Origin of the sequence: Streptococcus australis (genome assembly GCF_901543175.1) — a bacterium.
In the GTDB taxonomy this organism is placed as follows: domain Bacteria; phylum Bacillota; class Bacilli; order Lactobacillales; family Streptococcaceae; genus Streptococcus; species Streptococcus australis_A.
Genome location: NZ_LR594040.1, coordinates 922594 through 949587, shown reverse-complemented (window position 1 = coordinate 949587; position 26994 = coordinate 922594). Strand labels below are relative to the sequence as shown.

Genomic DNA, 26994 nt, shown 5'->3' with positions numbered 1-26994 from the left:
AATCAATATCTATTCTTCAATCTCCAAATTCATTTTCTTCGTCATCCAAGACTACTTCCCATGAACTTTCCCATTCTTCTTTTGTGATTTCGCCACTTTGATACATGAAGTTTTTATTCAATTCAACTAAAATATCATCAAAGTCATCAAAACAATCGATTATCCCCCTAATTCCAGTTAATAGATTATAGAAAGCAATAGTATAATCTGAATTCTCTGAAGAGGAAATTGTAGTAATGTCTATCTTGTTAAACAATCTTAATCCTTCATAAAAACGATCTTCATATTTTTTTAGAAAGATATTTATCGTATTGTCTATATCTCTGATACTTTCTTCTCTAAGTAGCACACCTTTATTATTCTCATTAAGAATAGTCAATCGTTTCATTACATCTTTTAACTCTGAACTAATCATTTAAATCTCCTCCCAGAAGCTAAATTAAATTTTTTACTATTAGAAGTTCCATCAAGATTAAGAACATCCTTTACTTTACCTCTTTTATTGAATACCTCAAAATGATCTTTATGCCGACCATCTAAGTACAACTTATCTCCTTTTTTCAAAATATCATCTATATCTTTAGTCACCTCATAAACACTTTGCCCGTCATATTGTTTCTTCGTCTTTCTAAGACTGCCCCTAATCTTTTTTCCAAAGTCGGTCTCAAAAAACTCAGACATATTATTGACAGCTTGTGTGACTCGCTCCGCTTTCCCAGAACCACCTACACCTCGCGCCACATCATCCGCATGTTTGCTTGAGAAGTGCATTACATCACGCAGAGTCCTACTCTCAACGCTGAAGGTAGGCATTGAGCCCATACCTCCCGCAAAGGCAACTGCCTCTTTACGAATGCCAACTGGGATTCGGGTATCTAATAATTTCTCCCCAAATTTCCCAATGACATTATTGCTCTTCGCTAGGATATTGTCAACCTTTGATCCCCATTTTTCAACATTTGCGAGAATTCTTGCTTTGGTACTGTTCTTGGCTAAGCTAATCATCTCAGCTGCCTTAGCTCCGAGTTTCGTGCCCTTAGCCATCTTACCTACAGCTGCTGGACCGACAAAAAGACTGGCAATCTCAAAGGTCAAGCCTCCTGCATCATAGGCATCCATGTGGGTGACCTTATCCCAGAGGGCTTTTCCTGTCTCTTGAGCACGATAAGCCGCCTTATCCGCATAGCTGGCATTGGGATCCTGGCCACGCTGAGCCGCACCTGGATCCGTCAGAGCAGTGTAAGTTCCCACTCCTAACTCCGCAAGGCTAGACAGGTTATCTGCCGTTCCTTGCAAGTCCCGCTTCATCCACTCTGGAGTTTGACCTCCTGTTAGGCGATTGACGCCATCAATACTGGCAATACCAATGATCTGAGTCAAATCTACAGCTCCGATAGCAGTCTCTGAAACCATACTTCCAGCTGCACCAATAAAACCTTCCGCAAACAGGAGGGAATCCTTTATCCCTTGAGGAAGCGGTAGATTCCGTGTGCCCTCAACGACATCTCCCCACCAGGAACCAATCTCATTCGAGCGATCCTTCAGCCAAGCTTGGATGGGGTGATGACGGCGATAAGAAGCTTCTCGCTCAGCGGCTTCTTGTTCTGCCTTGCGTTTAGCAGCCTCAATCGCTTCTGCCTTGGCTTTCGCATACTGCTGATCCAGCTCATAAATCGCTTTACCGAGTTCTTCATGCGCCACAAAGTTAGTTAAAACAGGATCACTATAACTCAGACTCTTCACTCTTCCAGCAGCTGCCATCTGGCTACTTAAAGTACTAAAAAGTTGCTCCGTACTGCTGGTTGTCATCATCTTATCAAAGGCATTTACCTTATTCTTCGTATCCTGAACATACTTCCGGGCTGTTTGGGTATTGGTATAGAAGGTGCTGCTTAAGGGAGCACTCAGACGATAGAGACTCGAAATACCATCATAGATACTCTTGAAATTGGTATCCATGACCTTGTGTTTCTCATCGGCTTCATTTAGCTTCTTGACCGCATCATCCAAAGTCTCTTCTGCTAGAACTGCGGTTGCAGAGGTTTCGCCAACAAGATTCTGAAAATCCGTGATCGTCTTGGAAAACTCAGAACCTAGAAATTCTAAGCTATTCTTTAAGCCGACAATCACGGGGTTATGAACATTATTGATTTCATTCGTAATCGCTTTCCCAACTTCTCCATGCATGGAATTACTGGTGATGATGGCATTCATCCCATTTTTAGCGGTATCCAACTGACTCTGAGCAGTTGCGACCATCTTCATATAGGCCTCTTGGGCTTTCTGAAGCTCCGCAATATCTACATAAAATCCCATTACCCTTCCTCCGTGTTTAAATACGGCTCATAATACCGAACAAAATCCTCACTGCGCATAAAGGCAGTCGAGACTTGTTGATGGGAGAGCTCGATAAAATTCAAATCAAATTTCACTGTGTTGCTTTTCTAAATTTATCATTATGGTTTGTCCCACAAAGGAGAAGGATATTCTGGTTCCTCGTTAGTCATCACTTGCAACCTGTTATATTTTACAGTTAAATCCAATATCTCAAATAAGCATTGCTCTGCTTCTTCAAAATTTTCAAATATTATAGACTTTCCACACTATAAAAAGGAGCAATCCCTTTAATAATCTCTTTTGAAAAATCTGTCTGTAACGGAAGAATATCAATTATTTCAGAATATTGCTGGCGATTTAAATAATTAAATATACCAATACAATCCTTTTCTTCCCCATCTACAACAATCGTTGCTATAGGTTGATTTTCTCTAACAATCATCAACAAATATGCGCACCTCACATTTGTTTTCCTCTGTAAAAACAAAGTCATCGGCTTTGTTAACCATGAATAGTCCTTACTAGGAATTCCAAATGATACTTGATGGTTTGTTAGATTAGACTGTCCTCGTAGTACAGAAGAAGAAACAGTGACATTATCAGACATTGGATTGATAACAAGTTCTTCTATATCTTGGTTAGATTGAAGTAACTGGATACAATCAGCTAGACGAACAGTCTCTAACCTAAGAGAGTCTTGATCGTGTATAGGTGGCAATTGCTCATCTAAACTTGTCAAAATAGGCAGATAAAAATTTCCCGCCACATCTTGGATATGAAGAACACGAAACGTCTGCTCATCAATCCATCTTACTGGAACAAAAAGTGAACTTTTCTCCAAATTTGAAAGAAGCTGTTCCCTATTTTTTTCTGTTCTATTTGATGAAAAACGTTGTAAACTATCTTTGACGTTCATTCTTTTTTAATTCCTTATCTAAATCTTGAAGTAGGTAGATGATTTCTAAATTATAATTAGCAGTTGCATCTATCAACATACGTGCATGATCCTTAAGATGAACATTCGATGGGATAGTTTCTGTTTCCTTTATTGATCTAATAATGGTATAAAGAGTGTTAATTGCTCCTTTTTCCTGTATTTCTGAAGGATACTGTTCATCCATTATTTCTAAAATTTTATTGGCTATCTCTATTGATTTCATACTCATAATCTACTCCTTAATTAGGGACAGCCCTTACATTCACAATCCAATCCTGCGACCATCCCTGTGGTAATAATATTTGGTCCGCACCGCCTTTTAGAACAGTCCCTGATGAAGATATCATTTGCGGCGCAACTTTTCCAATACCTAATGTTTCTCCCTTAGGAATTCGAATCTCTACTTCGTACATCCGAGTATTCTTCCATTCAGGTAATAAAGCTGTATCAATTTTCGCTTGAATCCTATTTTGAGCAGGAGAAGAGGTTACAAAACTTCCTTCTTGTTTTGCATTCCCTCCAAATGTACGATAAACCGTCACCTCTTCTGTCGTCACTACCGTCCGATATTGCCCATCCTGAAATGAATCCACAATCCATGACGGACGGTCAGCCTTCTCTGTTATTTTTACACTACCATCAATATCTGTAGGATATCTAAATTGATTTTCTTTTCCTAAATACTCCCCGAAATTAGAACTTTCCCGTGCAAGTCGACTTTGCCTAAGATTTTCAAGAATCCGCTCTTTATCAAAGGGCTTCTCTGCCACTCTCACTACATCATCCGCATGTTTGCTTGAGAAGCGCATCACATCACGCAGAGTCTTGCTCTCAACGCTGAAGGCAGGCATTGAGCCCATACCTCCCGCAAAGGAAACTGCCTCTTTACGAATGCCAACTGGGATTCGAGTGTCTAATAATTTCTCCCCAAATTTCCCAATGACATTATTGCTCTTCGCTAGGATATTGTCAACCTTTGATCCCCATTTTTCAACATTTGCGAGAATTCTTGCTTTGGTACTGTTCTTGGCTAAGCTAATCATCTCAGCTGCCTTAGCTCCTAACTTGGTCCCCTTAGCCATCTTCCCCACAGCTGCTGGACCGACAAAAAGACTGGCAATACCAATGATCTGAGTCAAATCTACAGCTCCGATGGCAGTCTCTGAAACCATACTACCAGCTGCACCAATAAAACCTTCCGCAAACAGAAGGGAATCCTTCATCAACGTAAAATATCATCTAAACCACAGGACTACGATTTAAATCATAAATATCTATTTGTTTTTTTTCAAATAACATTTCTAATTTTTGATACCCATTCTCAACAAAAAAATGGTACTCCGACTCAGAAATCGGAACTGCAAACAACCAAGTTACATATTCATGATCAAATTCCAAATCGTGTATCTCCCATAAAAATGGGATAGTCAATAACATGTGCTTCATATTAGAATCTAGATAATAATTATCTATTGCATTTAGAAATACAGTCCCTGGCATACAAGGAGATGATCCATCCATCACTTTAAAAGCACAGTCACTTATTATATTTGGAAACAAATCATTCCTACTATCTGTTGAACCAATAATTTCTGCTCTTAAAGATTTATCATCTATCTTTTTGTTCAAAGTGTAGTCTGATAACCCAACAGTGGAGTAAGAAGATACGTGTTCAATTGGAGAATCATCACCACAAAATATGTCAATTTCTTTTCCAGATTCATCTTTAAATGCATATACTCTTGGAGTACCGCCAACATCATCTAAAAGCTTTCTAGCTATCTCTTTTTTATTATATTCCATAGTAAGTCCCTTTCTTCAAAATCATGGACCAAAATAAAAATCCGTCTTATCTTCACCAATATGACTTCTATTAGATTCTGGTAGCTCTGGTCTATAGCTATTGGGATTATTATATTCATCTAAAAATTGTTTACGAGTTATTTTTCTATCAGCCGCACTTTGTTGGTGTTTTCTAAATTCATGTCCCGGTTTATGCCCCATATCCCAAGGCTCCTCAATATCCATTACCTTTTTAGTAATAGGATCTTTGACAACACCTTGTTCATCCTTAGCTTTATCCCAGACAGTTTCCTTTGCATTCTTCCTATAACCTGATGGACGCTTGTAAAGTTTTTTCTCTGAATCAGATAGCTTACGCGGAACGAGTTGTCTTACTTCTCCAGAACCACCTACTCCTCGTACTGCATCATCCGCATGTTTGCTTGAGAAGTGCATTACATCACGCAGAGTCCTACTCTCAACGCTGAAGGTAGGCATTGAGCCCATACCTCCCGCAAAGGCAACTGCCTCTTTACGAATGCCAACTGGGATTCGGGTATCTAATAATTTCTCCCCAAATTTCCCAATGACATTATTGCTCTTCGCTAGGATATTGTCAACCTTTGATCCCCATTTTTCAACATTTGCGAGAATTCTTGCTTTGGTACTGTTCTTGGCTAACTGAATCATCTCAGCTGCCTTAGCTCCTAGCTTCGTGCCCTTAGCCATCTTACCTACAGCTGCTGGACCGACAAAAAGACTGGCAATCTCAAAGGTCAAGCCTCCTGCATCATAGGCATCCATATGGGTGACCTTATCCCAGAGGGCTTTTCCTGTCTCTTGAGCACGATAAGCCGCCTTATCCGCATAGCTGGCATTGGGATCCTGGCCACGCTGAGCCGCACCTGGATCCGTCAGAGCAGTGTAAGTTCCCACTCCTAACTCCGCAAGGCTAGACAGGTTATCTGCCGTTCCTTGCAAGTCCCGCTTCATCCACTCTGGAGTTTGACCTCCTGTTAGGCGATTGACGCCATCAATACTGGCAATACCAATGATCTGAGTCAAATCTACAGCTCCGATAGCAGTCTCTGAAACCATACTTCCAGCTGCACCAATAAAACCTTCCGCAAACAGGAGGGAATCCTTTATCCCTTGAGGAAGCGGTAGATTCCGTGTGCCCTCAACGACATCTCCCCACCAGGAACCAATCTCATTCGAGCGATCCTTCAGCCAAGCTTGGATGGGGTGATGACGGCGATAAGAAGCTTCTCGCTCAGCGGCTTCTTGTTCTGCCTTGCGTTTAGCAGCCTCAATCGCTTCTGCCTTGGCTTTCGCATACTGCTGATCCAGCTCATAAATCGCTTTACCGAGTTCTTCATGCGCCACAAAGTTAGTTAAAACAGGATCACTATAACTCAGACTCTTCACTCTTCCAGCAGCTGCCATCTGGCTACTTAAAGTACTAAAAAGTTGCTCCGTACTGCTGGTTGTCATCATCTTATCAAAGGCATTTACCTTATTCTTCGTATCCTGAACATACTTCCGGGCTGTCTGGGTATTGGTATAGAAGGTGCTGCTTAAGGGAGCACTCAGGTGATAGAGACTCGAAATACCATCATAGATACTCTTGAAATTGGTATCCATCACCTTGTGTTTCTCATCGGCTTCATTTAGCTTCTTGACTGCATCATCCAAAGTTTCTTCTGCTAGAACTGCGGTTGCGGAGGTTTCGCCGACAAGATTCTGAAAATCCGTGATCGTCTTGGAAAACTCAGAACCTAGAAATTCTAAGCTATTCTTTAAGCCAACAATCACGGGGTTATGAACATTATTGATTTCATTCGTAATCGCTTTCCCAACTTCTCCATGCATGGAATTACTGGTGATGATGGCATTCATCCCATTTTTAGCGGTATCCAACTGACTCTGAGCAGTTGCGACCATCTTCATATAGGCCTCTTGGGCTTTCTGAAGCTCCGCAATATCTACATAAAATCCCATTACCCTTCCTCCGTGTTTAAATACGGCTCATAATACCGAACAAAATCCTCACTGCGCATAAAGGCAGTCGAGACTTGTTGATGGGAGAGCTGAGTCGCACGTAAAACATCCTCTGTAAACTGACTTTCCCAGTCGTCACTATAGCCTTCAAAACGAAGTCGCTCAATCATCATGTTACTAACGAAAAAAGCATCCATTCCAGGCATCTCACCCAAGGGCCAGATGCGAGCCAGATAATCCACTACATAGTCATCGAATCCTTCTTGAAGAGGCATCTTGCGGCCTGAAATCGTAACGAGTGGTCCTGGTCCCTCCGCTAAGCTTTTCTGGAGTTCCTCTGGTAAGAGCTCCAAATCTAGCTCAACAACAGAACCTAAAGGATAAATAGGACTGTAGACACTGTCCACAATCCCCATGAAATCCTGTAAATCCGTGATGGAAAATAGTTGATCTAGTTGATTATAATGAATCTGAGCTTCCTGGTTCTCATAATCAAAATGACAAGTAAAAGTTGCACCGAAACTTGGCACATACTCATAGACATCCTCCAGTTTCCTCAGAGCCTTATAGAGTCCCTTCAAAATCTGCGGACGCATTCCTAATTGTTGACCAAGTTGAATCAAAGTATCATCTACTTCGAATGTCTCTCTCGTACGGCTAGTAATAATACTTGTAAAAATCTTATTCTTATCGTATTGAACCATTACTTAAACCTCACATTGGCTGTATTCTTATCAAACTGACCGGCCATAGCTTTATCATCAGCCACAATCTTCTCACCAACCGTAATCATTTGAGAAGTACGCTCCATTTCAAAATCCTTATAATCACTCAGAATTTTTTTCGCTTGTTCTTGAAGGGTCTCAAAAGATTTCATCCGATTCAAGGTAGTTTTTCCAATCTTTGTCACTTGAATGTCTGATACAGATGCGACCTTAGTCCGTGCTGAGGTAACAACACGTTGCCAAGAAGCCGAACTGATTCCTATTTTATCCATCTATCCTACTCCCTAAAAAATAGCTGCCAAGAAGCTTTCAACCGCATTCCAAGCACTTCCAATAGCACCACCTAAATCGCCTAGCTCCAATTTTCGCTTTGCGATCTCTGCATCCAACTTCGCCAAATTCATTTCATGCTCATTTTGATGCGTATTCATCGTCGTCGTAATTTTCGATAAAGTCTTATCAAATGTATCACGTCTTGTCCCTTTAAAGGTATCTGTAGAAATAGTTGTAGAGTATTGAGAAACTGTATTGCGGAACTCACTATAAGATTGAATTTGCTTAGAGAGTTCTTTTCTAGCAGATTCTAACTTCTCAATCTCTGCTTTTTTCTTATCGTATGCTTTCTGGTACTGATTCGCCAAACTTTCATAGCGACTCGCTTGCGCTCGATTATAAGCATTACTAGCAAGCCGCTTTTCTTCAAAATCACTCATCTTTATACCTCTTTTGACTAAACCTTGCAGTTAATAGAATTATATCAAAAATTCTGATGTTTTACCATAAGGATTGGGAAAGAACCCTAAAAATAAAAGCAAGTCAAATGACTCGCTTTTATTCACTGATAAGTTTGATGCGATAACCATCTCGGCTGGTGAAGTAGTTATACTCATCCACTCCGACAACCGATTCTGTGAAGCTACTCTGGTAAAAATAATAGTATAAAATTGATACTATTTCGTTCTTCCTTTTACCACTTTCTCCTTGTTTTCCTCCAACCACTGTAGATAAAGCTTTGCATAGCGTTCTTCCTCATCGTTACGGTAACCTTCAAATATGACTTCGTCAATATCTTCTTCGTTAAAATAATAAATCTCTTCTGGATTGAGACCGTCTGGAAAAACAGAGCCTGTATAGTCAAAAACAACATCTGCCCCCTCCTGATTAACAATCATTCCACGACCAATAATCACAACTTTCTGGTTGCCGTCTGCTAAGTAAACAATACTCCCTAATGGTAATAACATTTTATGCCTCCTGTTTATTTTTAATTTGAAACTTATATTTGTTTAGAGTTATTTCTATAAAATAAGGGTACAATATCAAAGCATATCCCCCAACAAAAGTGAAGAAGAATAATGTAAAATAATTTGATGTGAGTATTCCGACTATAAAGCAAGCGGATAATCCTAAAACAAAGAAAATAAATTTTGCTAATTTTTCAGGTAAATATGTTTTCTCAGATTTAATTACTGTAGTAGGGCTTATTATTTTATGGTCTAATTGTCCAAGGTCAATGTTTTTATCCAAGCCTAAATTTAAAAAAGTAATAATCAGTAGCAGACCTACAACAAATACAACTAAAATCAGAAGCCAAAACTGAGGGATTTTATCATTATGAGCAAAAGTAGGTGGAAAGAACAATAACCACAATGCTACCACTAAACTGATAAAACTACTAGCATTGATACTTTTAAAAACAGATAACCATTTTGGATTAGACTTAATTTTATATCTATCTGATATATCTGTAACATCATAAATATTATAACTTGAAAAATGTTTTGGAAAAAATCCCCACAAATAATTCCGAACGTCTCTAGGATTAAAATAATCTATTACATAAAGACGGTTATGGACTTCTATTAGATAATAACGGTTATCCAGCCGCCCCACTACACGGGCTACATAGTTAGCTTTTTTCTCCATTATCCAAAAACTCCTTTAATTGCTTTAAGTGGATTGCTAAATGATTTTCCGATATTAGATATTCCTTTTCCTATTCCGTTTAAAAGATCTCCTGCACCATCAACTACAGCTCTAAATGGTTTCACATTTTTATACAGAGCTTTTACACCTACAGAAACAGCTGCCCCCACTGCTACAGCTCCAAATATACCAACAACAACTGGAGCTCCAACCAAAGCTGAACCCACAGCAAGACCGGCTACCCAGCCAGCTGTTCCGGCCGTTAAGCCATAACTAACTGCTCTACCAACATTATGGTGTTCTTGATAATGTTCGCTGCCTTCTGACCACATTCCTAGACCGACAAGTCCTCTTCCACCCCATTTAGCAACATTTCCAAGAACTTTACTGGTAGAATTCGGTATTTTTTTCAGCGTGCTAGTTAGCCAATTTCTCATTTTTGAACTATCTTTTATAAATCTTCCTGCGGCATCCCGCGGTTGCAAAGTCGCCGCCAGTGAACGACCTATATTTTTAGATTCCTCAATAACTTTCCCTTTAACATAATCCAAAAAAGATCCTATAGTTTCTTTAGAAAATTCGCTTCCAACCATGGCCTCCGTAAGGCTACTCTTGATCGATACTACTAAAGCTCAAGTGTCAATCTTGGATATGAGATATTCTTTTTCTCTACTATAAATTTCTCCTGCAACTGTTCCTCTGCTTCATCAATATATCCCTCAAACTAAATCTTGTCAATATTTTCATGATTGAAGAAATAAACTTGATTATCCGTATTTCCAGAAGGATAAAGACAAGCTGAATAGTCAAAATATCCAATTGTTCCTCGATTATTGTAAAGTGGAAACCGATTTATAATCATCACTTTAGTATCACCGTTCTGTAGTTGAACAACACTTCCAATAGTCAAGTAATTACTCATTCTCTAACTCCTTTATCAATTGATTTAAAATAATATATCGTTCTTTCATTTTTGTATTTAAGAATAAACAAAAAGGAAAAAGTAAACCGACGGAAACAAATAAGAATAAAAAGATTGATGTCAGTAAATATAGAATAGCAGAAATTGTAACTATTAGAAATAAAGATATGATAGTTATAATCGCAATCTTAGAATTTCTTTTTTCTTGATGAAGAAATATACCATATGATTCTCTCGACAGGTATAAATCAGATAATTCTATCCCTCTGTACAGCTCTTTAACGTAGATTCGCGAAACAGAAAAAACTGCAATTGTCCCAAATATCAGTATTAAGATATTAAATAATAAAATATTTATAAATAGATATTGATTTAACCATCTAACTATTGGCAACATAAACAGTATAATCACCACTAAGAAAGATTGACTATAGCTGCTTTCTTTTTTATCTATCCTGAGTAGTAATTTTTGACTGCTTTTATCATAAAAAACAGATTGCTTTTGATAGATTCCTACAGGAATAATTTCGTAATTATCTTTCATCATATCACCCAAATACACTTCCCAAACCACTCATCATTCCTGTAAAAGCATCGCCGATATTTTTTCCAGCATCATTGACCGTCTTTCCTATGTCGCAATAAATTCATACTGTAAAACTCCCTCTACACTATAATAATTTTACGCTAGTATAAAAAGATATTGATTTTCTTAAAATTTACTTTTTAAATGTCTATCTAATAAGGTTTGAAGCACTAATTTTCGTTTAGGAATTTGAGTAATTCAAAAAACAGGAGAGCCTTAAAGGCATCTTCACATAAAGCGGTGCATCATCTAGATTTATAAGCTAATTCATTCTTCCACACTTCCCTTAATCAAATTCGACTGTTCTATCAATTTATCATAATGATTTGCAAATTCAATCTCATCTTCATTTACAAAACCCTTAAAAATAATTTCTTTAATATTTTCATGGTTAAAGAAATAAACATTTTCCGGATTGGACATACCTTGTGGTATCAACACCGCTCCGTAGTCAAAATATACTTCTTTTCTCCATCCTTGTTTTACAATACTGCCTCTTGCAATAATTAACAACTGTGTCCCATCACCATTTTTCAGACACACAACACTCCCAAGCGGTAATATTTTTTGATTCATTTAATTACTCCATTTTATCTTTCTTTTTTGATAGTTTTCAACAATACGCATCCAACGAATGATATTATTTTGCCAAAGTAGAAAAACACTCATTCCCGGTAACAACCCCAAGAGACTTATTGCAATAATTTCACTACCTATAGTTTTGCCAATCATGTTAAATACAAAAGCCCCAACAATTAAACTCGCTATAGAAAAAAATACAATGCAAAGAGTCACTATCCAAGCCCATAATTTCTTGCTTTTAGTTATTTTCTTGTTGCTAAAATTATTCCAAATGATATTCCCATACAAGGCTCCTCTAAAAGCCTGCTTTGTAGTCGGAGTAACGGACTTTATGTTTTTATATAAAATTTTCTCCATTATGATTGGGAAACCAACTCCAGCTCCCACCCAAACTATTATCAAATAAACTATAGTTGCTACACTATACTTTTCATGAAAAGGATCCAAAATCGGAAAAATTCTGTACATTATACGAATCAAGATAAGAATCAAAATAATACAAACAATATATTTCCAACTATATTTGGAGTTTTGTGTATTCAACAGTGAGCTTTTAGATGCCGCTAACGGTACCTGCTCTTCTGTATCAAAGTATATGGCTTGATTATTAAATTCCCCAATATAAATAATTTTTCTAAACATTTTAAATTACCAAAGTTTAAAATTATCCCAATTCCATTTCCCATGAGCAAATCCATCATAAAGAGTATTTGCAATTCCACCAACCAGATATCCAGTTGCCGCTCCTGCTAATGCCCCAACTACGGGAACTGGAATAAAATTTCCCACTGCAGCTCCTACATAAATAGACCCTATAGATGTTGTCGTATGTGCGACACCATCTATAGTAGCACTTGTTTCACCATACTCATCTTTTCTTTCAAGATAAGTTAAACCACCATCCAGTACAGCCAGACTTCCTCCTAGAATACCTACGCTTTTAGCTACACCTTTTATACCTGTTCCTCGTACAACAGTACCTGTACCATTAGCTAATTCATCTAATCGTTTTGCATTCTGAACAGCTTTATAGCGACTCACATCTCCATTGACTTGTTTCCATGTTTTATATCCAGAAGTTGTACTTTTTACTCTTTTGCCATACCATGTACCATTCTTAATCTTATGATAACTTGCAATAGCTTCCCTACTAGCTAAATGTCCTGTAATACCATAACTAATAAAACTTATTGAATTTTTAAATGTTTCTAGATATTCCAAATATCGTTCATCACTCTTATCTCCGGTAGTAACTGTTTTCTTGGTCACCTCCCTCGCAAGAGCCTGCAATTCCTCAATCCCTGCCTTGTCCTTGTCAAATGCAACGCCTGGATGATTCTTCTGGAAGTAAGCCCTTGCTAGACTATCCACTTTCTGGTGATAGCGGTTTGCCGCCTTCTTGAAATGAGGATTACGATAGATATCAAGCGCTTCAGAATTACGATAAGGGCTGGCCATGGTAACCGTCCCACTCACCTTCGTTAAGCCCTTATTTTGATTGTTTAAAATCGCATCTAACTCACTTGTGGCCTGCTTGCCATTGAAGGCAACCAGGCGCTTCTCCGTCTCTGAAAGCGACTGTTTCGACGCCGCAATCGCTCGAGCTAGCTTATCCTTGCTGGGAGCTTTCAGTGAGATCAAGTCAGAAATTTCCGTATAATATTTATTCGTCGCATCCATATCCCGGACAATGGAGGAATGGAGACGATCCACACTCTGCTTCAAGCTAGTTAAGGCCTCACTGTTGATGACAGCTGTTGCGCTTTTCTCACCGACTGTTGATTCAAAGTCAGAAATCAGATTGTCAAAAATTCTTTAAATCTAGGGTTGATTGCATTGAGCACACAAGCATTCTTGAAAGAAATAGTAAAAGTTTGACCTCTATTTAAGGCTTCAACTTTTTACAGCAAGTCGGGATACTTGGAAGAATTCTGATAAATCATCAATAATCTGCTCAAACATTAGAGCTTTTTCTCTTGTTCAAACTCTAGCGAATATTTGACAAAGAATTCTTGAACCATTTGTTTCATTGTACGCCGGGGCATGAGAATTCGTGGGGCTATATTATTGGCCTGCTACTCCATAAAATCATAAGCTGTCCATTTTTCTGAGCTTCTATGGTTTATCTCCACTCGACTACTGCTTCTCCTATGACTTTTATCCTGCAGCATACGGTACTCATTATGTAGTCGGTGAAGAAGCCAGTGAACTGATTCATGAACAATCGTATTATGATAGCTCCCTTGACTTCGTAAACGGATTACTTCTGGATCAACCAGAATAGTTCCTTTCAGCCAATTCTTTAGGAGTATCTTCATCATACAACGTGACAGTTGTATCTTTAAAAATCATCTCTCCAAAAACGAAACTATCAGGAGTCAATTTCCTTTCAACTTTTGTCAGACCGATATTTGAAAGATACTCATCAATAGGTAGAGCCATCGGAGTCTGTAACGCCTCTGGATAGTATCTTCTCACTATTCCTTCCGCAACTTGTTCCATATCCCTAGCATAGATATAGGGAACAAACTCCAGAGTAAAATCTGGAGTTTGTTTCATCTCTTTATTAGTAGCATCATACTCTGTGATATTCCCTACGGAGAAATGATGAAGTCCATTATTCAATTGGTAAGAAACCGTTACATCTAGCCATATTTCAGCATTATCTACTTCATATCCATATTTAGAGTGTCCTTTTATTTCTAATATCGCTACTACAAGCAAATAAGATTCTATCATATCACCAACCATATTTCGTGTTAAAACACTCTTGACGCTAAAATCATCTAGCGCTTTATAGGATATCGAAGATAAAGTGTAGAATCTAACTTTTATTTCATCTCTATGAAGGTAGATATAAGATTTCAACTTACTAAATAGCTCATTATAAAAAGTTTTTTTAATAAATAACTCAAGGAATTTATCCCCCATAAATAGGACTCCTGCATTATATTTTGTGCATTACTCTTAACATATACTCAAAAGCATGATTCCGTAACCAAATACTAGCTATTTGCAATATCATCTTCAGAATATAGCATTCCTAAAAAGTCTTCAAATGTATCCGTGATAAAAGTTGTGGATGGATTAAGTTCATAAGAAGATTCATGATGCCATATGCACACACTAGGATTCTCCCTTCTCTGACTATAATCTAAGCAAACAAAGTCTCCGCCAAATAAAGCCGCTACAGGTAGTAATTCTACTCCTAAAATATCTTCAGAATACAGTAAGCGTTCATCTAATTGCGTTAGAATTACATCTATATCATACATACCCAAAGTATGATTTTGAGTATCATGTAAAATACACAAAAAACGTTCTATTATACGTTCCTGATCTTGAGGTAACTTTCCGCTAAAGATATTCTTCTTAGGAATCAACCCACTATATTGTTTAAAAAATTCCTTAGCAGATGCTGGGAGTGAAACCCTCCATATCTTTTCTTCTTCATTCAGTAACTGTTCGTCAGGTAATGGTGTTATTATCGTATTTTTATATTCCATTATTAAACATTAAATCCTTCCTATTTATCTTATAGCGTCGGCCCAATGACCTAAAGCATGATTCCGTAATCAAATACTAGCTATTTGCAATATCATCTTCAGAATATAGCATTCCTAAAAAGTCTTCAAATGTTTCTGAAACAAACTCTACACTAGGATGCCATTCGTATGAATCCTCGCGCTTCCAATAACATACCTTAGGGTTCTGGGGCCCTTCTCTATAATCTAAACAAATAAAATCACCACCGAACAGTGTTGCTACTGGTAATAGTTCTACACCAACAGAATCTGGATCCACACTTAAAATTTCTAGTATTGGACTCCATATAACATCAATATCGTACATTCCTAGGGAATTCTCTTCAAAATCATCTAAAATACAAAGGAATCTTTCTATAACATACTCTTTATCATCACTGATTTTAAAAAGATTCTTTTTAGGAATTATCCCATTATATCTGGTTATGAATTCCTTAAAGGAGCTCGGTAACTCAATGCACCATTCTTCCTCCTTTTCCTTAACTAATTCAATACTAGGCAAAGGGAGGATTACCGTTCTAATATCTTCCACTTTCTAATTTTTTCCTTTCTTTTTATCTTTAGAATGAATACCACATTCAATATATTTTAGCAGCGCTATACAAGAATTACATACACCTCATAAAAAATCAATATCAGAATCATCTTGGTGCATATGCCCAAAGACCCGCTGATCTGCCACCATTATGCAATGTTATATTATGTATGCCATAAGGAACTAGCTCCATTTTTCCTGGTACTTCTGTGTGATGCCAAGTCAGCCCTTCTCTAAATCCAGCGATCTTTTCATTTAACCACTTAAATTGTTCTCTATCAGTCTTTAACCAAAGTTCTTTGGGGAGCTGAACAGTTTCTTGCACTAGATTTGCTCCCTCAAAATCTGCAAATCCATACCTCATTCCTTCAGCCGGTGTTACTTTTACTTTAGGTATATAACCTTCCTGTATAGCAAGATTTTTAATTAATTGCTTTTGTCCCTTAGTAATTTTATTGCTATTAACAAAATTTTTAGACCAGGTCCATTTTTCATTATTATTTACTAATTCAGCATACTCTTTAGCATAGTCTGATAAGACATCATCAAAGGATAATTCTCCTTTTCCAAATGCTTCAAATCTCTTATTTTTAGCAATGCCTTCAAAGAAGTCCTTTTCTTTAGCCACATACTCTTTAAAGTTTGATGATTCTCTCGCCAGTAGGCTCTCTTTAAGATTCTGAAGTAATCGCTCTTTATCAAAGGGCTTCTCTGCCACTCTCACCACATCATCCGCATGTTTGCTTGAGAAGTGCATCACATCACGCAGAGTCTTACTCTCAACGCTGAAGGTAGGCTTGGTTCCCATACCACCCGCAAAGGCAAATGCTTCTTGACGGATACTGACTGGGATTCGGGTATCTAATAATTTCTCCCCAAATTTCCCAATGACATTATTGCTCTTCGCTAGGATATTGTCAACCTTTGATCCCCATTTTTCGACATTTGCGAGAATTCTTACCTTGGTACTGTTCTTGGCTAACTGAATCATCTCAGATGCCTTAGCTCCTAGCTTGGTCCCCTTAGCCATCTTACCCACAGCTGCTGGACCGACAAAAAGACTCGCAACTTCAAAGGTCAAGCCTCCTGCATCATAGGCATCCATATGAGTGACCTTATCCCAGAGGGCTTTTCCGGTCTCTTGAGCACGATAAGCTGCCTTATCCGCATAGCTGCACCTGGATCCGTCAGAGCAGTGTAAGTAATAGATTGAACAATTACTTATCCCATAATGGAGATGAATAGGGATGAGAAAATCCTAATAAATTAGCCAAATTCTCTGCTTCTACTGTATCTTTAAGTATTTCTATAAACTTCTTAACTGCATCATCAAAATTATTAAATGTCCAAGTTTTCCCCACGACATAAGAACGTTCGTCTCTACTATTTACTTGGAATACACCATTCTTATAAAATAGGTGTGTTGCCCAAGGTAATCTCTTTGATTCATCAAAGAGCACGTAATGTAGAGTCTGAAAATTATTCAATTTGATTCTCAATTCAATCTCTAACACATATTGTTTTTCTAGTTCTGCTCGCATTATTAAAGCTCCTTTAACAAGTTCAAGGCTTTGTAATATTCAAGATTCGAGCCTAATTGTATCTGTGTTCCTCCACCTGCTCCGAAAACCATAGCTATCTCTCCCTTTCGAATATTTGAAAGAACATCTATAGGATTACCATATTTAGAAAGACTCTTAGTTAAATATTTCCGTAACTCAGGTGAAGCATTATTGAAAGCCACTTCTATATTACTTCTTTCCAAATCATGTATCACCTCATATTTATGATAATCTTGACATCCTCACTGCGCATAAAGGTAGTCGAGACTTGTTGATGGGAGAGCTCGATAAAATTCAAATCAAATTTCACTGCGTTGCTTTTCTAATTTTATCATTATGGTTTGTCCCACAAAGGAGAAGGATATTCTGGTTCCTCGTTAGTCATCACTTGCAACCTGTTATATTTTACAGTTAAATCCAATATCTCAAATAAGCATTGCTCTGCTTCTTCAAAATTTCCAAATGTTCTAATCTTTCCTATAATACTTGCCCTATCTCCTAAAGAATAAACTAAGTATACTTTTTCCCCCTCATCATATTCTATTCGCGTTTGCCAATCTTCTCTCCCTTTATTCCTGCCATTAAATACGGAGACTCTTAGCGTAGTATAATTCAACTCTTCAATTTTCTGTTGAATTATTTTTTTTCATGCATCAATTTATCCATTTATTTTATCTTCTTTAATAGTCCCATTTTTTCGTACCAGCTAACAGATATTCCAAGTTTAATCTGCGTTCCACCACCAGCTCCAAAAACTTTTGCAATTTCACCTTTTGCAGGAGTAGCTAAATCTGAAAACGATATCCCTCGTTTTTGCATTATAATAGAAAGTTTTTCTTGATCCACATCAGACATAGAAAGAAAACCTTCTTCAAGATTTTTAAGATTTATATCTTTAACTACTTCATATTGATGATAGTCTTGATATCCCTCTGGATAAGGTAATCCGCGTTTATTAAAAGCTATAATTTTTCCATCTTCAACGTTAATACACTGTTTACCATATCAAATCCATATTAACTCTCACTACTTGCTAGAATTTTTGACCCTTCTGGTAATAATTCTTCTAGCTCTTGACGAGTAAAATGCCTTTGTGCTGCGGCATTATTTTTTAAAACCTCAATGTGTTTTCGCCAAAAAAGCTTATTTGCTTCCTCTTGTGACATATTAGGTGGCCAAGCATCATTTTTTAGCCTAAAATGTAACTCTACTAAATTCTTTTCTCCACTCTCAATCAACTGAAACAACTCTAGTGGCAATTCATACACCACTCGTTGTTCCGCAATACCTCCTTCATCCACGACAAGATAATATTGTTCGCCGTGTTTCCAGATATGCTGACCATACCCTGCGACTTCCTCAAACTTGATAACTTCTTCCCATGTAATATTGGTAATCCCCATCTTAGTATCCTCCTAATGATCTAGAGGTTATCAAAAGCGAAATGGTTAATCTTTATCTAGCGGTGACACGTAGTTATCTGGGAGTTTACCCTTCCAATCAATCCATTTTTGTTCTGCTAGAGGGATTAATTTTTCGAGTTCTTCTTGAGTAAAGTATTCTCTACTTTTAGGATTAGCTATAAGAGGGGTAAGTCCCTCCTCAATCCATTTTTTTTCACTAGCCTTTCTTTCTTCTTCGGTTGAAGGCCATTCATCATTTTGTAGCTTATAATGAATATCAACCATAGTTTTTGTCCCACTATCAAGCAACTGAAACAGCTCTAGAGGCAACTCATACACCACTCGTTGTTCCGCAATACCTCCTTCATCTGCGACAAGATAATACTGGCCATTATGCCTCCAAATCTGTTGACCGTAGCCTTTTATTTCCTCAAACTTGATAACTTCTTCCCATGTTAATTTACTGCGTTCCATGTGACATCTCCTTCCTTTATACTGATACCGTCCATGACACCCTCCGGCATGTCTCCTGGATAGGTTCTTCCCCCTGGTCGCCACCAACCATTCGCACCGTCTTCCCTACCACTTGGGATTGAGATCCCTTTTTCAGAGACAACTTCCGGTGCTACATCCAAGCGATAAAGTGGATTGTCACCTAAGTACCCTTCGTCAAAGCCCAGTAAGGTTTCATAGAGGCGATTATCACCTTTGGCGACATCTTGAATAACATCCGCATGGTCTTTACTCAACCAAAAACTTGTGCCATCTTTACCTCCAATAATTCCTTCTTGATAATTAGGATCTGGCTTAAATTTTTGAAATCTAGTAGCACCATTCTCAAATTGTTGTCTATGAGCCTCAATATAGTCTGGACTATAAGTATTTTCCACACTAGGACGATCATTTTTTGGAGTTCCCAGTATTCTATCTGGTGAGTAATCTGGCTGATACTCAACCTTAGGTGCCTTTTCCGAGATTTCCAACACTCTCACGCGGTCTTCTGGACTAAGGCCGGCCTCCGCATACTTGTTCCACTGGCTATAACGTTGAGCGTCCCCTGCCGACATACCGTCAATGAAAGTTCTCGCCTTTGCTCCACTCTCCACCACATCATCCGCATGTTTGCTTGAGAAGTGCATCACATCACGTAGTGTCTTACTCTCAACGCTGAAGGTAGGCATTGAGCCCATACCTCCCGCAAAGGCAACTGCCTCTTTACGAATGCCAACTGGGATTCGAGTGTCTAATAATTTCTCCCCAAATTTCCCAATGACATTATTGCTCTTCGCTAGGATATTGTCAACCTTTGATCCCCATTTTTCAACATTTGCGAGAATTCTTGCTTTGGTACTGTTCTTGGCTAAGCTAATCATCTCAGCTGCCTTAGCTCCGAGTTTCGTGCCCTTAGCCATCTTACCTACAGCTGCTGGACCGACAAAAAGACTCGCAATCTCAAAGGTCAAGCCTCCTGCATCATAGGCATCCATATGGGTGACCTTATCCCAGAGGGCTTTTCCTGTCTCTTGAGCACGATAAGCCGCCTTATCCGCATAGCTGGCATTGGGATCCTGGCCACGCTGAGCCGCACCTGGATCCGTCAGAGCAGTGTAAGTTCCCACTCCTAACTCCGCAAGGCTAGACAGGTTATCTGCCGTCCCTTTCAAGTCCCGCTTCATCCACTCTGGAGTTTGACCTCCTGTTAAGCGATTGACGCCATCAATACTGGCAATACCAATGATCTGAGTCAAATCTACGGCTCCGATAGCAGTCTCTGAAACCATACTTCCAGCTGCACCAATAAAACCTTCCGCAAACAGGAGTGTATCTTTTATCCCTTGAGGAAGCGGTAGATTTCGTGTGCCCTCAACGACATCTCCCCACCAGGAACCAATCTCATTCGAGCGATCCTTCAGCCAAGCTTGGATGGGGTGATGACGGCGATAAGAGGCTTCTCGCTCAGCGGCTTCTTGTTCTGCCTTGCGTTTAGCAGCCTCAATCGCTTCGGCCTTGGCTTTCGCATACTGCTGATCCATCTCATAAATCGCTTTACCGAGGTCGTCATGGGCCACAAAGTTAGTTAAAACAGGATCACTATAACTCAGACTCTTCACTCTTCCAGCAGCTGCCATTTGGCTACTTAAAGCACTAAAAAGCTGTTCAGTACTGCTGGTTGTCGTCATCTTATCAAAGGCATTGACCTTATTCTTCGTATCTTGAACATACTTCCGGGCTGTCTGGGTATTGGTATAGAAGGTACTGCTTAAGGGAGCACTCAGGTGATAGAGACTCGAAATACCATCATAGATACTCTTGAAATTGGTGTCCATGACCTTGTGTTTCTCATCGGCTTCATTTAGCTTCTTGACCGCATCATCCAAAGTTTCTTCTGCTAGAACTGCGGTTGCGGAGGTTTCGCCAACAAGATTCTGAAAATCCGTGATCGTCTTGGAAAACTCAGAACCTAGAAATTCTAAGCTATTCTTTAAGCCAACAATCACGGGGTTATGAACATTATTGATTTCATTCGTAATCGCTTTCCCAACTTCTCCATGCATGGAATTACTGGTGATGATGGCATTCATCCCATTTTTAGCGGTATCCAACTGACTCTGAGCAGTCGCGACCATCTTCATATAGGCCTCTTGGGCTTTCTGAAGCTCCGCAATATCGACATAAAATCCCATTAGCCTTCCTCCGTGTTTAAATACGGCTCATAATACCGAACAAAATCCTCACTGCGCATAAAGGCAGTCGATACTTGTTGCTGGGAGAGCTGAGTCGCACGTAAAACATCCTCTGTAAACTGACTTTCCCAGTCGTCACTGTAACCTTCAAAACGAAGTCGCTCAATCATCATGTTACTTACGAAAAAAGCATCCATTCCAGGCATCTCACCCAAGGGCCAGATGCGAGCCAAATAGTCTACCACATAGTCATCAAATCCTTCTTGAAGAGGCATCTTGCGGCCTGAAATCGTAACGAGTGGTCCTGGCCCCTCCGCTAAGCTTTTCTGGAGTTCCTCTGGTAAGAGCTCCAAATCTAGCTCAACAACAGAACCTAAAGGATAAATAGGACTGTAGACACTGTCCACAATCCCCATGAAATCCTGTAAATCAGTGATGGAAAATAGTTGATCTAGTTGATTATAATGGATCTGAGCTTCCTGATTCTCATAATCAAAATGACAAGTAAAAGTTGCACCGAAACTTGGCACATACTCATAGACATCCTCTAATTTTCTCAGAGCCTTATAGAGTCCCTTCAAAATCTGCGGACGCATTCCTAATTGTTGACCAAGTTGAATCAAAGTATCATCTACTTCGAATGTCTCTCTCGTACGGCTAGTAATAATACTTGTAAAAATCTTATTCTTATCGTATTGAACCATTACTTAAACCTCACATTGGCTGTATTCTTATCAAACTGACCGGCCATGGCTTTATCATCAGCCACAATCTTCTCACCAACCGTAATCATTTGAGAAGTACGCTCCATTTCAAAATCCTTATAATCACTCAGAATTTTTTTCGCTTGTTCTTGAAGGGTCTCAAAAGATTTCATCCGATTCAAGGTAGTTTTTCCAATCTTTGTCACTTGAATGTCTGATACAGATGCGACCTTAGTCCGTGCTGAGGTAACAACACTTTGCCAAGAAGCTGAACTGATTCCTATTTTATCCATCTATCCTACTCCCTAAAAAATAGCTGCCAAGAAGCTTTCAACCGCATTCCAAGCACTTCCAATAGCACCACCTAAATCGCCTAGCTCCAATTTTCGCTTTGCGATCTCTGCATCCAACTTCGCCAAATTCATTTCATGCTCATTTTGATGCGTATTCATCGTCGTCGCAATTTTCGATAAAGTCTTATCAAATGTATCGCGTCTTGTCCCTTTAAAGGTATCTGTAGAAATAGTTGTAGAGTATTGAGAAACTGCATTGCGGAACTCACTATAGGATTGAATTTGCTTAGAAAGTTCTTTTCTAGCAGATTCTAACTTCTCAATCTCTGCTTTTTTCTTATCGTATGCTTTCTGGTACTGATTCGCCAAACTTTCATAGCGACTCGCTTGCGCTCGATTATAAGCATTACTAGCAAGCCGCTTTTCTTCAAAATCACTCATCTTTATACCTCTTTTAACTAAATCTTACAGTTAATAGAATTATATCAAAAATTCTGATGTTTTACCATAAGGAATGGAAAATAAAAGCAAGTCAAATGACTCGCTTTTATTCACTGATAAGCTTAATACGATAGCCTTCTCGGCTGGTGAAGTAGTTGTACTCATCCACTCCGACAACGGACTCTGTAAAGCTACTCTGGTAAAAATAATAGTATAAAAATGATATTATTTCGTTCTTCCTTTTACCACTTTCTCCTTGTTTTCCTCCAACCACTGTAGATAAAGCTTTGCATAGCGTTCTTCCTCATCGTTACGGTAACCTTCAAATATGACTTCGTCAATATCTTCTTCGTTAAAATAATAAATCTCTTCTGGATTGAGACCGTCTGGAAAAACAGAGCCTGTATAGTCAAAAACAACATCTGCCCCCTCCTGATTAACAATCATTCCACGACCAATAATCACAACTTTCTGGTTGCCGTCTGCTAAGTAAACAATACTCCCTAATGGTAATAACATTTTATGCCTCCTGTTTATTTTTAATAATATGAAATTTAAAACGATTTAAATTATATTGTATTGATATAGCATAGATAAATAAAATTGAATAACCTCCAATAAAGGTAAATAATAGCAGAGTGAGATAATTTGAATTGAAAATCCCAATGAAAAGACACCCTGAGAAAAGCAATATAAAAGTTATTAAATGTTGAATAACCTTAAAAAATGAGGAATTAGATCCTTTCTTATTTCCTTTTATTGTAGCTCGTAATAATAATGCATCCTGAAAATTAAATTTAAGAGTTTTATCCATTCCTAAATTTAAAACTAGAAAAATTAGCAAAGCTCCGATAAAAAATAAAATAAGAATAATTCGCCATGAAGAAAAAATCATGGGATTATTTGCGAATTTTGGAGGAAGGAATAAGAGCCAAAATACCAAAGCAATAGACACAATATCAAATACTTTCCTAAAATTTTCTAACCATGTATTAAATGGCTTTACTTCATACTGTTCAACTTGTTCCGTCACATCATAAATTAAGTATTCCGTATTATTATACGCATTAAATCTCCACAAATAATTTCGGATGTCCTTTGGATTAAAATAATCTATTACATAAAGACGGTTATGGACTTCTATTAGATAATAACGGTTATCCAGCCGCCCCACTACACGGGCTACATAGTTAGCTTTTTTCTCCATTATCCAAAAACTCCTTTAATTGCTTTAAGTGGATTGCTAAATGATTTTCCGATATTAGATATTCCTTTTCCTATTCCGTTTAAAAGATCTCCTGCACCATCAACTACAGCTCTAAATGGTTTCACATTTTTATACAGAGCTTTTACACCTACAGAAACAGCTGCCCCCACTGCTACAGCTCCAAATATACCAACAACAACTGGAGCTCCAACCAAAGCTGAACCCACAGCAAGACCGGCTACCCAGCCAGCTGTTCCGGCCGTTAAGCCATAACTAACTGCTCTACCAACATTATGGTGTTCTTGATAATGTTCGCTGCCTTCTGACCACATTCCTAGACCGACAAGTCCTCTTCCACCCCATTTAGCAACATTTCCAAGAACTTTACTGGTAGAATTCGGTATTTTTTTCAGCGTGCTAGTTAGCCAATTTCTCATTTTTGAACTATCTTTTATAAATCTTCCTGCGGCATCACGCGGTTGCAAAGTCGCCGCCAGTGAACGACCTATATTTTTAGATTCCTCAATAACTTTCCCTTTAACATGATCCAAAAAAGATCCTATAGTTTCTTTAGAAAATTCGCTTGGCGTCAAGCCTTCAGCGAAATCTTTCACGGCTTCCTCTAACGTATAAGTTTGATTTTTTCCTCCCCCTCCATACTCCGCCTTCTTGGTCACCTCCCTCGCAAGAGCCTGCAAGTCCTCAATCCCTGCCTTGTCCTTGTCAAATGCAACGCCTGGATGATTCTTCTGGAAGTAAGCCCTTGCTAGACTATCCACTTTCTGGTGATAGCGGTTTGCCGCCTTCTTGAAATGAGGGTTGCGATAGATAGAAAGGGCTTCAGGATTACGATAAGGATTCGTCATTTTGACAGTACCACTTATCATCGTCAGACCCTTATTTTGATTGTTTAAAATCGCCTCTAGCTCACTTGTGACCTGCTTCCCATTGAAGGCAGCCAGTCGCTTCTCCGTCTCGGAAAGCGACTGCTTCGATGCCGCAATCGCTCGAGCTAGCTTATCCTTGCTGGGAGCTTTCAGTGAAATCAAGTCCGCAATATCCGTATAATACTTGTTGGTCCCATCCATATCCTTGACAATAGAAGTATGAAGGCAGTCTAGATTCTGCTTCAAGCTAGTTAAGGCCTCACTGTTGATGACAGCTGTTGCGCTTTTCTCGCCGACCGTTGATTCAAAGTCAGAAATCAGATTGTCAAACTCAGTGTAAAGCAGATTAGAATAGTCCACATAGCCCTGAAGAAGGGGAAGGTTGTAATAGTTCAACTCATGGTTAATCGCAGTCTTGACATCGCCACGCAGCGCTTGACTGGAGGTGAGACTCTGTGCAGCTGATCTAGCCTCAACCAGATCAGCCTCGAAAGCTTGGGTCTGCTTATACAGAAAATCTTTTAAACTCTCCAACTCACTACGCTTGATTTTCATCGTCTAACTCCTCCTGTAATCGTAGATAAAAGTGGGAAGGAATAGCTGTTTTCATTAATATTTCCCGTAATTGACCCACATAGGAACTTTCTTTTTCAGATTCCACATAACCTAAAGCGATGATTCGTTTGATCATGGTCTTATGAATCGCCATCGGTGGAAGGTCTGCTTGAAACCCAAGAGGCCAGAACTGTGCTAAATAATCCACATAAGCTCCGTCGAAAACGACTTTTCGCCCCATAATCATGACATAAAGTGGCTCATCGCCTAAAAGTGACGCTACTAGCTCTTGAGATAGCTGCTCCTTATCAATCTCAACCAATGTACCCAAGGGAAGAATATCGCTATAAACCTTATCAACCCCATCTAAAAAATGGACAAACTCACTTTTAGATAACGTAATCTCAGTCTCGTTCCGACAAATATACACTTCTTTCGGTAAAAAAGTCACTTCAATATCAGCGCCAATCCGCGGATGATAAATATAGTTTGGCTTTTTATCCAAAAAAGCTTTTACGATTGCGTCCAGTACTTCTGGACGATTTTTTAAAACAAAAGCGATCTGATGTGAAAAATCAGTAGCGGGAAATGCCGTATTACCGTCACAATACTCTTTCCAAATTTGTTCTGCTGTCTTCATTTTAGTAGAATCCCATCTTGAAATCCATCTGCTCCTGAACGATCATCCAACAACTTATTCTCAGAAACCCTAAGTATATTAGAGGATTGAGAATTCACATAAGTTCGATATTTTATGACAGATGTATTTAAATTCTGAATGGCTTGATTAAAGTTCTTAAAAGGAGATAAATCTGTATAGGAAAAAGGAAGAGTAGATAGTGGACGAACAGAGGCAACACCCGAATGATAATGTCCGACCTGTCCAGCCCATTCTTCTGTTTGGACATATATTTCTACTTGACCTGACATACTAGTCCTCCTCCCTATTCAAGCGATGATAGTATTCAATCTGGCTATTCAGACTATTAATTTTGGTCTGGCAATCTTCAATATTCCCATTATATTCTGATATTTTAAAGCGAATACTCTTACGATTCATTTCTGTATCTGTCAACCAAGTTGTAATCGCATCGGAAATTCCTGCTAAAGTTTTATCAAAATCTTCCCGACGAGTCCCTTGAAAATCAGTTGTAGAGTGCTTATTCAAATCACTCGCAGAAGTCTTGTTTTTACTAACAACATCCATCTGACTCTGGATACAATCATTCGCAGATTCCAACCGTCTTATCTTATCCTCATAAGTACGTATATCCAAACGGATCCAACGAATTTGCGCATGACAATTCGCAATAGCACTATCGTATCGTCCCATACATAAACTCCTCCACTTTTTCTCTAATTATATCAAAAATTCTGATG

General features: G+C 38.6%; 38 protein-coding genes and 1 pseudogene. All 39 read right to left on the bottom strand.

Features of this window, described 5'->3' with window-relative positions; genetic code table 11:
• Nucleotides 1–16: 16 nt before the first annotated feature.
• The 39 genes and pseudogenes from FGK98_RS04685 to FGK98_RS04485 all read right to left on the bottom strand — a co-directional run bounded on the left by FGK98_RS04685 (nucleotide 17) and on the right by FGK98_RS04485 (nucleotide 26947).
• Nucleotides 17–415 (bottom strand): hypothetical protein, encoded by a 399-nt coding sequence (locus FGK98_RS04685; RefSeq protein WP_138100271.1) that lies wholly within the window; start codon nucleotides 413–415, stop codon nucleotides 17–19.
• Nucleotides 412–2316: a T7SS effector LXG polymorphic toxin gene (locus FGK98_RS10085; protein WP_241993334.1), complete on the bottom strand. Its 1905-nt coding sequence runs from the start codon at nucleotides 2314–2316 to the stop codon at nucleotides 412–414. The genes FGK98_RS04685 and FGK98_RS10085 overlap by 4 nt, the downstream gene beginning before the upstream one ends.
• Nucleotides 2317–2456: 140 nt before the next feature.
• The gene (locus tag FGK98_RS10250) at nucleotides 2457–2543 is read right to left on the bottom strand and encodes a hypothetical protein (RefSeq protein WP_455164709.1); all 87 of its coding nucleotides are present in this window, start codon (nucleotides 2541–2543) and stop codon (nucleotides 2457–2459) included.
• A 44-nt stretch (nucleotides 2544–2587) separates the two neighbouring features.
• Nucleotides 2588–3253, bottom strand: coding sequence for an enhanced serine sensitivity protein SseB C-terminal domain-containing protein (locus tag FGK98_RS04660; protein WP_138100270.1), 666 nt, complete (start codon nucleotides 3251–3253; stop codon nucleotides 2588–2590).
• Nucleotides 3237–3503, bottom strand: coding sequence for a hypothetical protein (locus tag FGK98_RS04655; RefSeq protein ID WP_000062142.1), 267 nt, complete (start codon nucleotides 3501–3503; stop codon nucleotides 3237–3239). Before FGK98_RS04655 ends, FGK98_RS04660 begins: the two co-directional genes overlap by 17 nt.
• A 10-nt stretch (nucleotides 3504–3513) precedes the next feature.
• Nucleotides 3514–4497 (bottom strand): hypothetical protein, encoded by a 984-nt coding sequence (locus tag FGK98_RS10080; protein WP_241993333.1) that lies wholly within the window; start codon nucleotides 4495–4497, stop codon nucleotides 3514–3516.
• Between the two features lie 16 nt (nucleotides 4498–4513).
• Nucleotides 4514–5077 (bottom strand): suppressor of fused domain protein, encoded by a 564-nt coding sequence (locus FGK98_RS04645; protein ID WP_138100269.1) that lies wholly within the window; start codon nucleotides 5075–5077, stop codon nucleotides 4514–4516.
• 21 nt (nucleotides 5078–5098) lie between these two features.
• Nucleotides 5099–7057: a GH-E family nuclease gene (locus FGK98_RS10150; RefSeq protein ID WP_138100268.1), complete on the bottom strand. Its 1959-nt coding sequence runs from the start codon at nucleotides 7055–7057 to the stop codon at nucleotides 5099–5101.
• Nucleotides 7057–7761: a DUF4176 domain-containing protein gene (locus tag FGK98_RS04635; RefSeq protein WP_138100267.1), complete on the bottom strand. Its 705-nt coding sequence runs from the start codon at nucleotides 7759–7761 to the stop codon at nucleotides 7057–7059. Before FGK98_RS04635 ends, FGK98_RS10150 begins: the two co-directional genes overlap by 1 nt.
• Complete coding sequence (locus FGK98_RS04630) at nucleotides 7761–8054, bottom strand: hypothetical protein (RefSeq protein ID WP_000357787.1); 294 nt, start codon at nucleotides 8052–8054, stop codon at nucleotides 7761–7763. The genes FGK98_RS04635 and FGK98_RS04630 overlap by 1 nt, the downstream gene beginning before the upstream one ends.
• A gap of 12 nt (nucleotides 8055–8066) precedes the next feature.
• Nucleotides 8067–8495 (bottom strand): DUF5082 domain-containing protein, encoded by a 429-nt coding sequence (locus FGK98_RS04625; protein ID WP_138100266.1) that lies wholly within the window; start codon nucleotides 8493–8495, stop codon nucleotides 8067–8069.
• 237 nt (nucleotides 8496–8732) lie between these two features.
• On the bottom strand, nucleotides 8733–9026 hold the full coding sequence (locus FGK98_RS04620; protein WP_084948591.1) for a DUF4176 domain-containing protein: 294 nt from the start codon (nucleotides 9024–9026) through the stop codon (nucleotides 8733–8735).
• Between the two features lies 1 nt (nucleotide 9027).
• Nucleotides 9028–9708 carry a hypothetical protein gene (locus tag FGK98_RS04615; protein ID WP_138100265.1) on the bottom strand — a complete coding sequence of 227 codons (681 nt, stop codon included), beginning with the start codon at nucleotides 9706–9708 and terminating at the stop codon, nucleotides 9028–9030.
• Complete coding sequence (locus FGK98_RS10065; protein WP_241993332.1) at nucleotides 9708–10301, bottom strand: hypothetical protein; 594 nt, start codon at nucleotides 10299–10301, stop codon at nucleotides 9708–9710. The genes FGK98_RS04615 and FGK98_RS10065 overlap by 1 nt, the downstream gene beginning before the upstream one ends.
• Nucleotides 10302–10435: 134 nt before the next feature.
• A pseudogene (locus tag FGK98_RS04605) lies at nucleotides 10436–10630 on the bottom strand (DUF4176 domain-containing protein); the annotation flags it as partial.
• Nucleotides 10623–11204, bottom strand: a complete 582-nt coding sequence (locus FGK98_RS04600) for a hypothetical protein (protein ID WP_241993331.1) — start codon at nucleotides 11202–11204, stop codon at nucleotides 10623–10625. The pseudogene FGK98_RS04605 and the gene FGK98_RS04600, both read right to left, overlap by 8 nt.
• 279 nt (nucleotides 11205–11483) lie before the next feature.
• Nucleotides 11484–11792, bottom strand: a complete 309-nt coding sequence (locus tag FGK98_RS04595) for a DUF4176 domain-containing protein (protein ID WP_138100263.1) — start codon at nucleotides 11790–11792, stop codon at nucleotides 11484–11486.
• Entirely contained in the window at nucleotides 11793–12440 is a 648-nt protein-coding gene (locus tag FGK98_RS04590; RefSeq protein ID WP_138100262.1) for a hypothetical protein, read from the bottom strand.
• 6 nt (nucleotides 12441–12446) lie between these two features.
• A complete protein-coding gene (locus tag FGK98_RS10060; protein WP_138100261.1) occupies nucleotides 12447–13595 on the bottom strand; it encodes a T7SS effector LXG polymorphic toxin in 1149 nt (382 codons plus the stop codon).
• A 474-nt stretch (nucleotides 13596–14069) separates the two neighbouring features.
• On the bottom strand, nucleotides 14070–14729 hold the full coding sequence (locus FGK98_RS04580) for a hypothetical protein (protein ID WP_241993329.1): 660 nt from the start codon (nucleotides 14727–14729) through the stop codon (nucleotides 14070–14072).
• 74 nt (nucleotides 14730–14803) lie between these two features.
• A complete protein-coding gene (locus FGK98_RS04575; protein ID WP_138100260.1) occupies nucleotides 14804–15304 on the bottom strand; it encodes an SMI1/KNR4 family protein in 501 nt (166 codons plus the stop codon).
• 76 nt (nucleotides 15305–15380) lie between these two features.
• Nucleotides 15381–15875 carry an SMI1/KNR4 family protein gene (locus FGK98_RS04570; protein WP_138100259.1) on the bottom strand — a complete coding sequence of 165 codons (495 nt, stop codon included), beginning with the start codon at nucleotides 15873–15875 and terminating at the stop codon, nucleotides 15381–15383.
• Between the two features lie 109 nt (nucleotides 15876–15984).
• On the bottom strand, nucleotides 15985–16983 hold the full coding sequence (locus FGK98_RS04565) for an HNH endonuclease signature motif containing protein (protein WP_241993328.1): 999 nt from the start codon (nucleotides 16981–16983) through the stop codon (nucleotides 15985–15987).
• Between the two features lie 112 nt (nucleotides 16984–17095).
• Nucleotides 17096–17419 (bottom strand): Imm59 family immunity protein, encoded by a 324-nt coding sequence (locus FGK98_RS04560; protein ID WP_138100258.1) that lies wholly within the window; start codon nucleotides 17417–17419, stop codon nucleotides 17096–17098.
• A 2-nt stretch (nucleotides 17420–17421) separates the two neighbouring features.
• Nucleotides 17422–17643, bottom strand: coding sequence for a hypothetical protein (locus FGK98_RS04555; protein ID WP_171011113.1), 222 nt, complete (start codon nucleotides 17641–17643; stop codon nucleotides 17422–17424).
• A 131-nt stretch (nucleotides 17644–17774) separates the two neighbouring features.
• Nucleotides 17775–18077: an Imm59 family immunity protein gene (locus tag FGK98_RS04550; protein ID WP_277871364.1), complete on the bottom strand. Its 303-nt coding sequence runs from the start codon at nucleotides 18075–18077 to the stop codon at nucleotides 17775–17777.
• A 29-nt stretch (nucleotides 18078–18106) separates the two neighbouring features.
• Nucleotides 18107–18295 (bottom strand): hypothetical protein, encoded by a 189-nt coding sequence (locus FGK98_RS09985; protein WP_197733262.1) that lies wholly within the window; start codon nucleotides 18293–18295, stop codon nucleotides 18107–18109.
• A gap of 161 nt (nucleotides 18296–18456) precedes the next feature.
• Entirely contained in the window at nucleotides 18457–18843 is a 387-nt protein-coding gene (locus tag FGK98_RS04540; RefSeq protein ID WP_138100254.1) for a hypothetical protein, read from the bottom strand.
• Between the two features lie 45 nt (nucleotides 18844–18888).
• Nucleotides 18889–19317, bottom strand: coding sequence for a hypothetical protein (locus FGK98_RS04535; RefSeq protein WP_004263618.1), 429 nt, complete (start codon nucleotides 19315–19317; stop codon nucleotides 18889–18891).
• Nucleotides 19299–21527: a T7SS effector LXG polymorphic toxin gene (locus tag FGK98_RS04530; RefSeq protein ID WP_138100253.1), complete on the bottom strand. Its 2229-nt coding sequence runs from the start codon at nucleotides 21525–21527 to the stop codon at nucleotides 19299–19301. Before FGK98_RS04530 ends, FGK98_RS04535 begins: the two co-directional genes overlap by 19 nt.
• Nucleotides 21527–22231 (bottom strand): DUF4176 domain-containing protein, encoded by a 705-nt coding sequence (locus FGK98_RS04525; protein ID WP_138100252.1) that lies wholly within the window; start codon nucleotides 22229–22231, stop codon nucleotides 21527–21529. The genes FGK98_RS04530 and FGK98_RS04525 overlap by 1 nt, the downstream gene beginning before the upstream one ends.
• The gene (locus FGK98_RS04520; protein ID WP_084972345.1) at nucleotides 22231–22524 is read right to left on the bottom strand and encodes a type VII secretion protein; all 294 of its coding nucleotides are present in this window, start codon (nucleotides 22522–22524) and stop codon (nucleotides 22231–22233) included. Before FGK98_RS04520 ends, FGK98_RS04525 begins: the two co-directional genes overlap by 1 nt.
• 12 nt (nucleotides 22525–22536) lie before the next feature.
• On the bottom strand, nucleotides 22537–22965 hold the full coding sequence (locus FGK98_RS04515) for a DUF5082 domain-containing protein (protein WP_138100251.1): 429 nt from the start codon (nucleotides 22963–22965) through the stop codon (nucleotides 22537–22539).
• Between the two features lie 225 nt (nucleotides 22966–23190).
• Entirely contained in the window at nucleotides 23191–23484 is a 294-nt protein-coding gene (locus FGK98_RS04510) for a DUF4176 domain-containing protein (RefSeq protein WP_084948591.1), read from the bottom strand.
• A gap of 1 nt (nucleotide 23485) precedes the next feature.
• Nucleotides 23486–24172: a hypothetical protein gene (locus FGK98_RS04505; RefSeq protein ID WP_138100250.1), complete on the bottom strand. Its 687-nt coding sequence runs from the start codon at nucleotides 24170–24172 to the stop codon at nucleotides 23486–23488.
• Nucleotides 24172–25614 (bottom strand): T7SS effector LXG polymorphic toxin, encoded by a 1443-nt coding sequence (locus FGK98_RS04500; protein WP_138100249.1) that lies wholly within the window; start codon nucleotides 25612–25614, stop codon nucleotides 24172–24174. Before FGK98_RS04500 ends, FGK98_RS04505 begins: the two co-directional genes overlap by 1 nt.
• On the bottom strand, nucleotides 25598–26254 hold the full coding sequence (locus tag FGK98_RS04495; protein ID WP_138100248.1) for a DUF4176 domain-containing protein: 657 nt from the start codon (nucleotides 26252–26254) through the stop codon (nucleotides 25598–25600). Before FGK98_RS04495 ends, FGK98_RS04500 begins: the two co-directional genes overlap by 17 nt.
• Complete coding sequence (locus FGK98_RS04490; protein WP_138100247.1) at nucleotides 26251–26544, bottom strand: penicillin-binding protein; 294 nt, start codon at nucleotides 26542–26544, stop codon at nucleotides 26251–26253. Before FGK98_RS04490 ends, FGK98_RS04495 begins: the two co-directional genes overlap by 4 nt.
• 1 nt (nucleotide 26545) lies before the next feature.
• Nucleotides 26546–26947 carry a YwqH-like family protein gene (locus FGK98_RS04485; RefSeq protein WP_138100246.1) on the bottom strand — a complete coding sequence of 134 codons (402 nt, stop codon included), beginning with the start codon at nucleotides 26945–26947 and terminating at the stop codon, nucleotides 26546–26548.
• Between the last annotated feature and the right edge of the window lie 47 nt (nucleotides 26948–26994).

Excerpts from the sequence above, each read along its gene's own strand:
- FGK98_RS04685 (WP_138100271.1), bottom strand. The coding sequence starts at position 415 with ATGATTAGTTCAGAGTTAAAAGATGTAATGAAACGATTGACTATTCTT.
- FGK98_RS10085 (WP_241993334.1), bottom strand. The coding sequence starts at position 2,316 with ATGGGATTTTATGTAGATATTGCGGAGCTTCAGAAAGCCCAAGAGGCC.
- FGK98_RS04660 (WP_138100270.1), bottom strand. The coding sequence starts at position 3,253 with ATGAACGTCAAAGATAGTTTACAACGTTTTTCATCAAATAGAACAGAA.
- FGK98_RS04655 (WP_000062142.1), bottom strand. The coding sequence starts at position 3,503 with ATGAGTATGAAATCAATAGAGATAGCCAATAAAATTTTAGAAATAATG.
- FGK98_RS10080 (WP_241993333.1), bottom strand. The coding sequence starts at position 4,497 with ATGAAGGATTCCCTTCTGTTTGCGGAAGGTTTTATTGGTGCAGCTGGT.
- FGK98_RS04645 (WP_138100269.1), bottom strand. The coding sequence starts at position 5,077 with ATGGAATATAATAAAAAAGAGATAGCTAGAAAGCTTTTAGATGATGTT.
- FGK98_RS10150 (WP_138100268.1), bottom strand. The coding sequence starts at position 7,057 with ATGGGATTTTATGTAGATATTGCGGAGCTTCAGAAAGCCCAAGAGGCC.
- FGK98_RS04635 (WP_138100267.1), bottom strand. The coding sequence starts at position 7,761 with ATGGTTCAATACGATAAGAATAAGATTTTTACAAGTATTATTACTAGC.
- FGK98_RS04630 (WP_000357787.1), bottom strand. The coding sequence starts at position 8,054 with ATGGATAAAATAGGAATCAGTTCGGCTTCTTGGCAACGTGTTGTTACC.
- FGK98_RS04625 (WP_138100266.1), bottom strand. The coding sequence starts at position 8,495 with ATGAGTGATTTTGAAGAAAAGCGGCTTGCTAGTAATGCTTATAATCGA.
- FGK98_RS04620 (WP_084948591.1), bottom strand. The coding sequence starts at position 9,026 with ATGTTATTACCATTAGGGAGTATTGTTTACTTAGCAGACGGCAACCAG.
- FGK98_RS04615 (WP_138100265.1), bottom strand. The coding sequence starts at position 9,708 with ATGGAGAAAAAAGCTAACTATGTAGCCCGTGTAGTGGGGCGGCTGGAT.
- FGK98_RS10065 (WP_241993332.1), bottom strand. The coding sequence starts at position 10,301 with ATGGTTGGAAGCGAATTTTCTAAAGAAACTATAGGATCTTTTTTGGAT.
- FGK98_RS04595 (WP_138100263.1), bottom strand. The coding sequence starts at position 11,792 with ATGAATCAAAAAATATTACCGCTTGGGAGTGTTGTGTGTCTGAAAAAT.
- FGK98_RS04590 (WP_138100262.1), bottom strand. The coding sequence starts at position 12,440 with ATGTTTAGAAAAATTATTTATATTGGGGAATTTAATAATCAAGCCATA.
- FGK98_RS04580 (WP_241993329.1), bottom strand. The coding sequence starts at position 14,729 with ATGGGGGATAAATTCCTTGAGTTATTTATTAAAAAAACTTTTTATAAT.
- FGK98_RS04575 (WP_138100260.1), bottom strand. The coding sequence starts at position 15,304 with ATGGAATATAAAAATACGATAATAACACCATTACCTGACGAACAGTTA.
- FGK98_RS04565 (WP_241993328.1), bottom strand. The coding sequence starts at position 16,983 with ATGGATGCCTATGATGCAGGAGGCTTGACCTTTGAAGTTGCGAGTCTT.
- FGK98_RS04560 (WP_138100258.1), bottom strand. The coding sequence starts at position 17,419 with ATGCGAGCAGAACTAGAAAAACAATATGTGTTAGAGATTGAATTGAGA.
- FGK98_RS09985 (WP_197733262.1), bottom strand. The coding sequence starts at position 18,295 with ATGTCTGATGTGGATCAAGAAAAACTTTCTATTATAATGCAAAAACGA.
- FGK98_RS04540 (WP_138100254.1), bottom strand. The coding sequence starts at position 18,843 with ATGGGGATTACCAATATTACATGGGAAGAAGTTATCAAGTTTGAGGAA.
- FGK98_RS04535 (WP_004263618.1), bottom strand. The coding sequence starts at position 19,317 with ATGGAACGCAGTAAATTAACATGGGAAGAAGTTATCAAGTTTGAGGAA.
- FGK98_RS04530 (WP_138100253.1), bottom strand. The coding sequence starts at position 21,527 with ATGGGATTTTATGTCGATATTGCGGAGCTTCAGAAAGCCCAAGAGGCC.
- FGK98_RS04525 (WP_138100252.1), bottom strand. The coding sequence starts at position 22,231 with ATGGTTCAATACGATAAGAATAAGATTTTTACAAGTATTATTACTAGC.
- FGK98_RS04520 (WP_084972345.1), bottom strand. The coding sequence starts at position 22,524 with ATGGATAAAATAGGAATCAGTTCAGCTTCTTGGCAAAGTGTTGTTACC.
- FGK98_RS04515 (WP_138100251.1), bottom strand. The coding sequence starts at position 22,965 with ATGAGTGATTTTGAAGAAAAGCGGCTTGCTAGTAATGCTTATAATCGA.
- FGK98_RS04510 (WP_084948591.1), bottom strand. The coding sequence starts at position 23,484 with ATGTTATTACCATTAGGGAGTATTGTTTACTTAGCAGACGGCAACCAG.
- FGK98_RS04505 (WP_138100250.1), bottom strand. The coding sequence starts at position 24,172 with ATGGAGAAAAAAGCTAACTATGTAGCCCGTGTAGTGGGGCGGCTGGAT.
- FGK98_RS04500 (WP_138100249.1), bottom strand. The coding sequence starts at position 25,614 with ATGAAAATCAAGCGTAGTGAGTTGGAGAGTTTAAAAGATTTTCTGTAT.
- FGK98_RS04495 (WP_138100248.1), bottom strand. The coding sequence starts at position 26,254 with ATGAAGACAGCAGAACAAATTTGGAAAGAGTATTGTGACGGTAATACG.
- FGK98_RS04490 (WP_138100247.1), bottom strand. The coding sequence starts at position 26,544 with ATGTCAGGTCAAGTAGAAATATATGTCCAAACAGAAGAATGGGCTGGA.
- FGK98_RS04485 (WP_138100246.1), bottom strand. The coding sequence starts at position 26,947 with ATGGGACGATACGATAGTGCTATTGCGAATTGTCATGCGCAAATTCGT.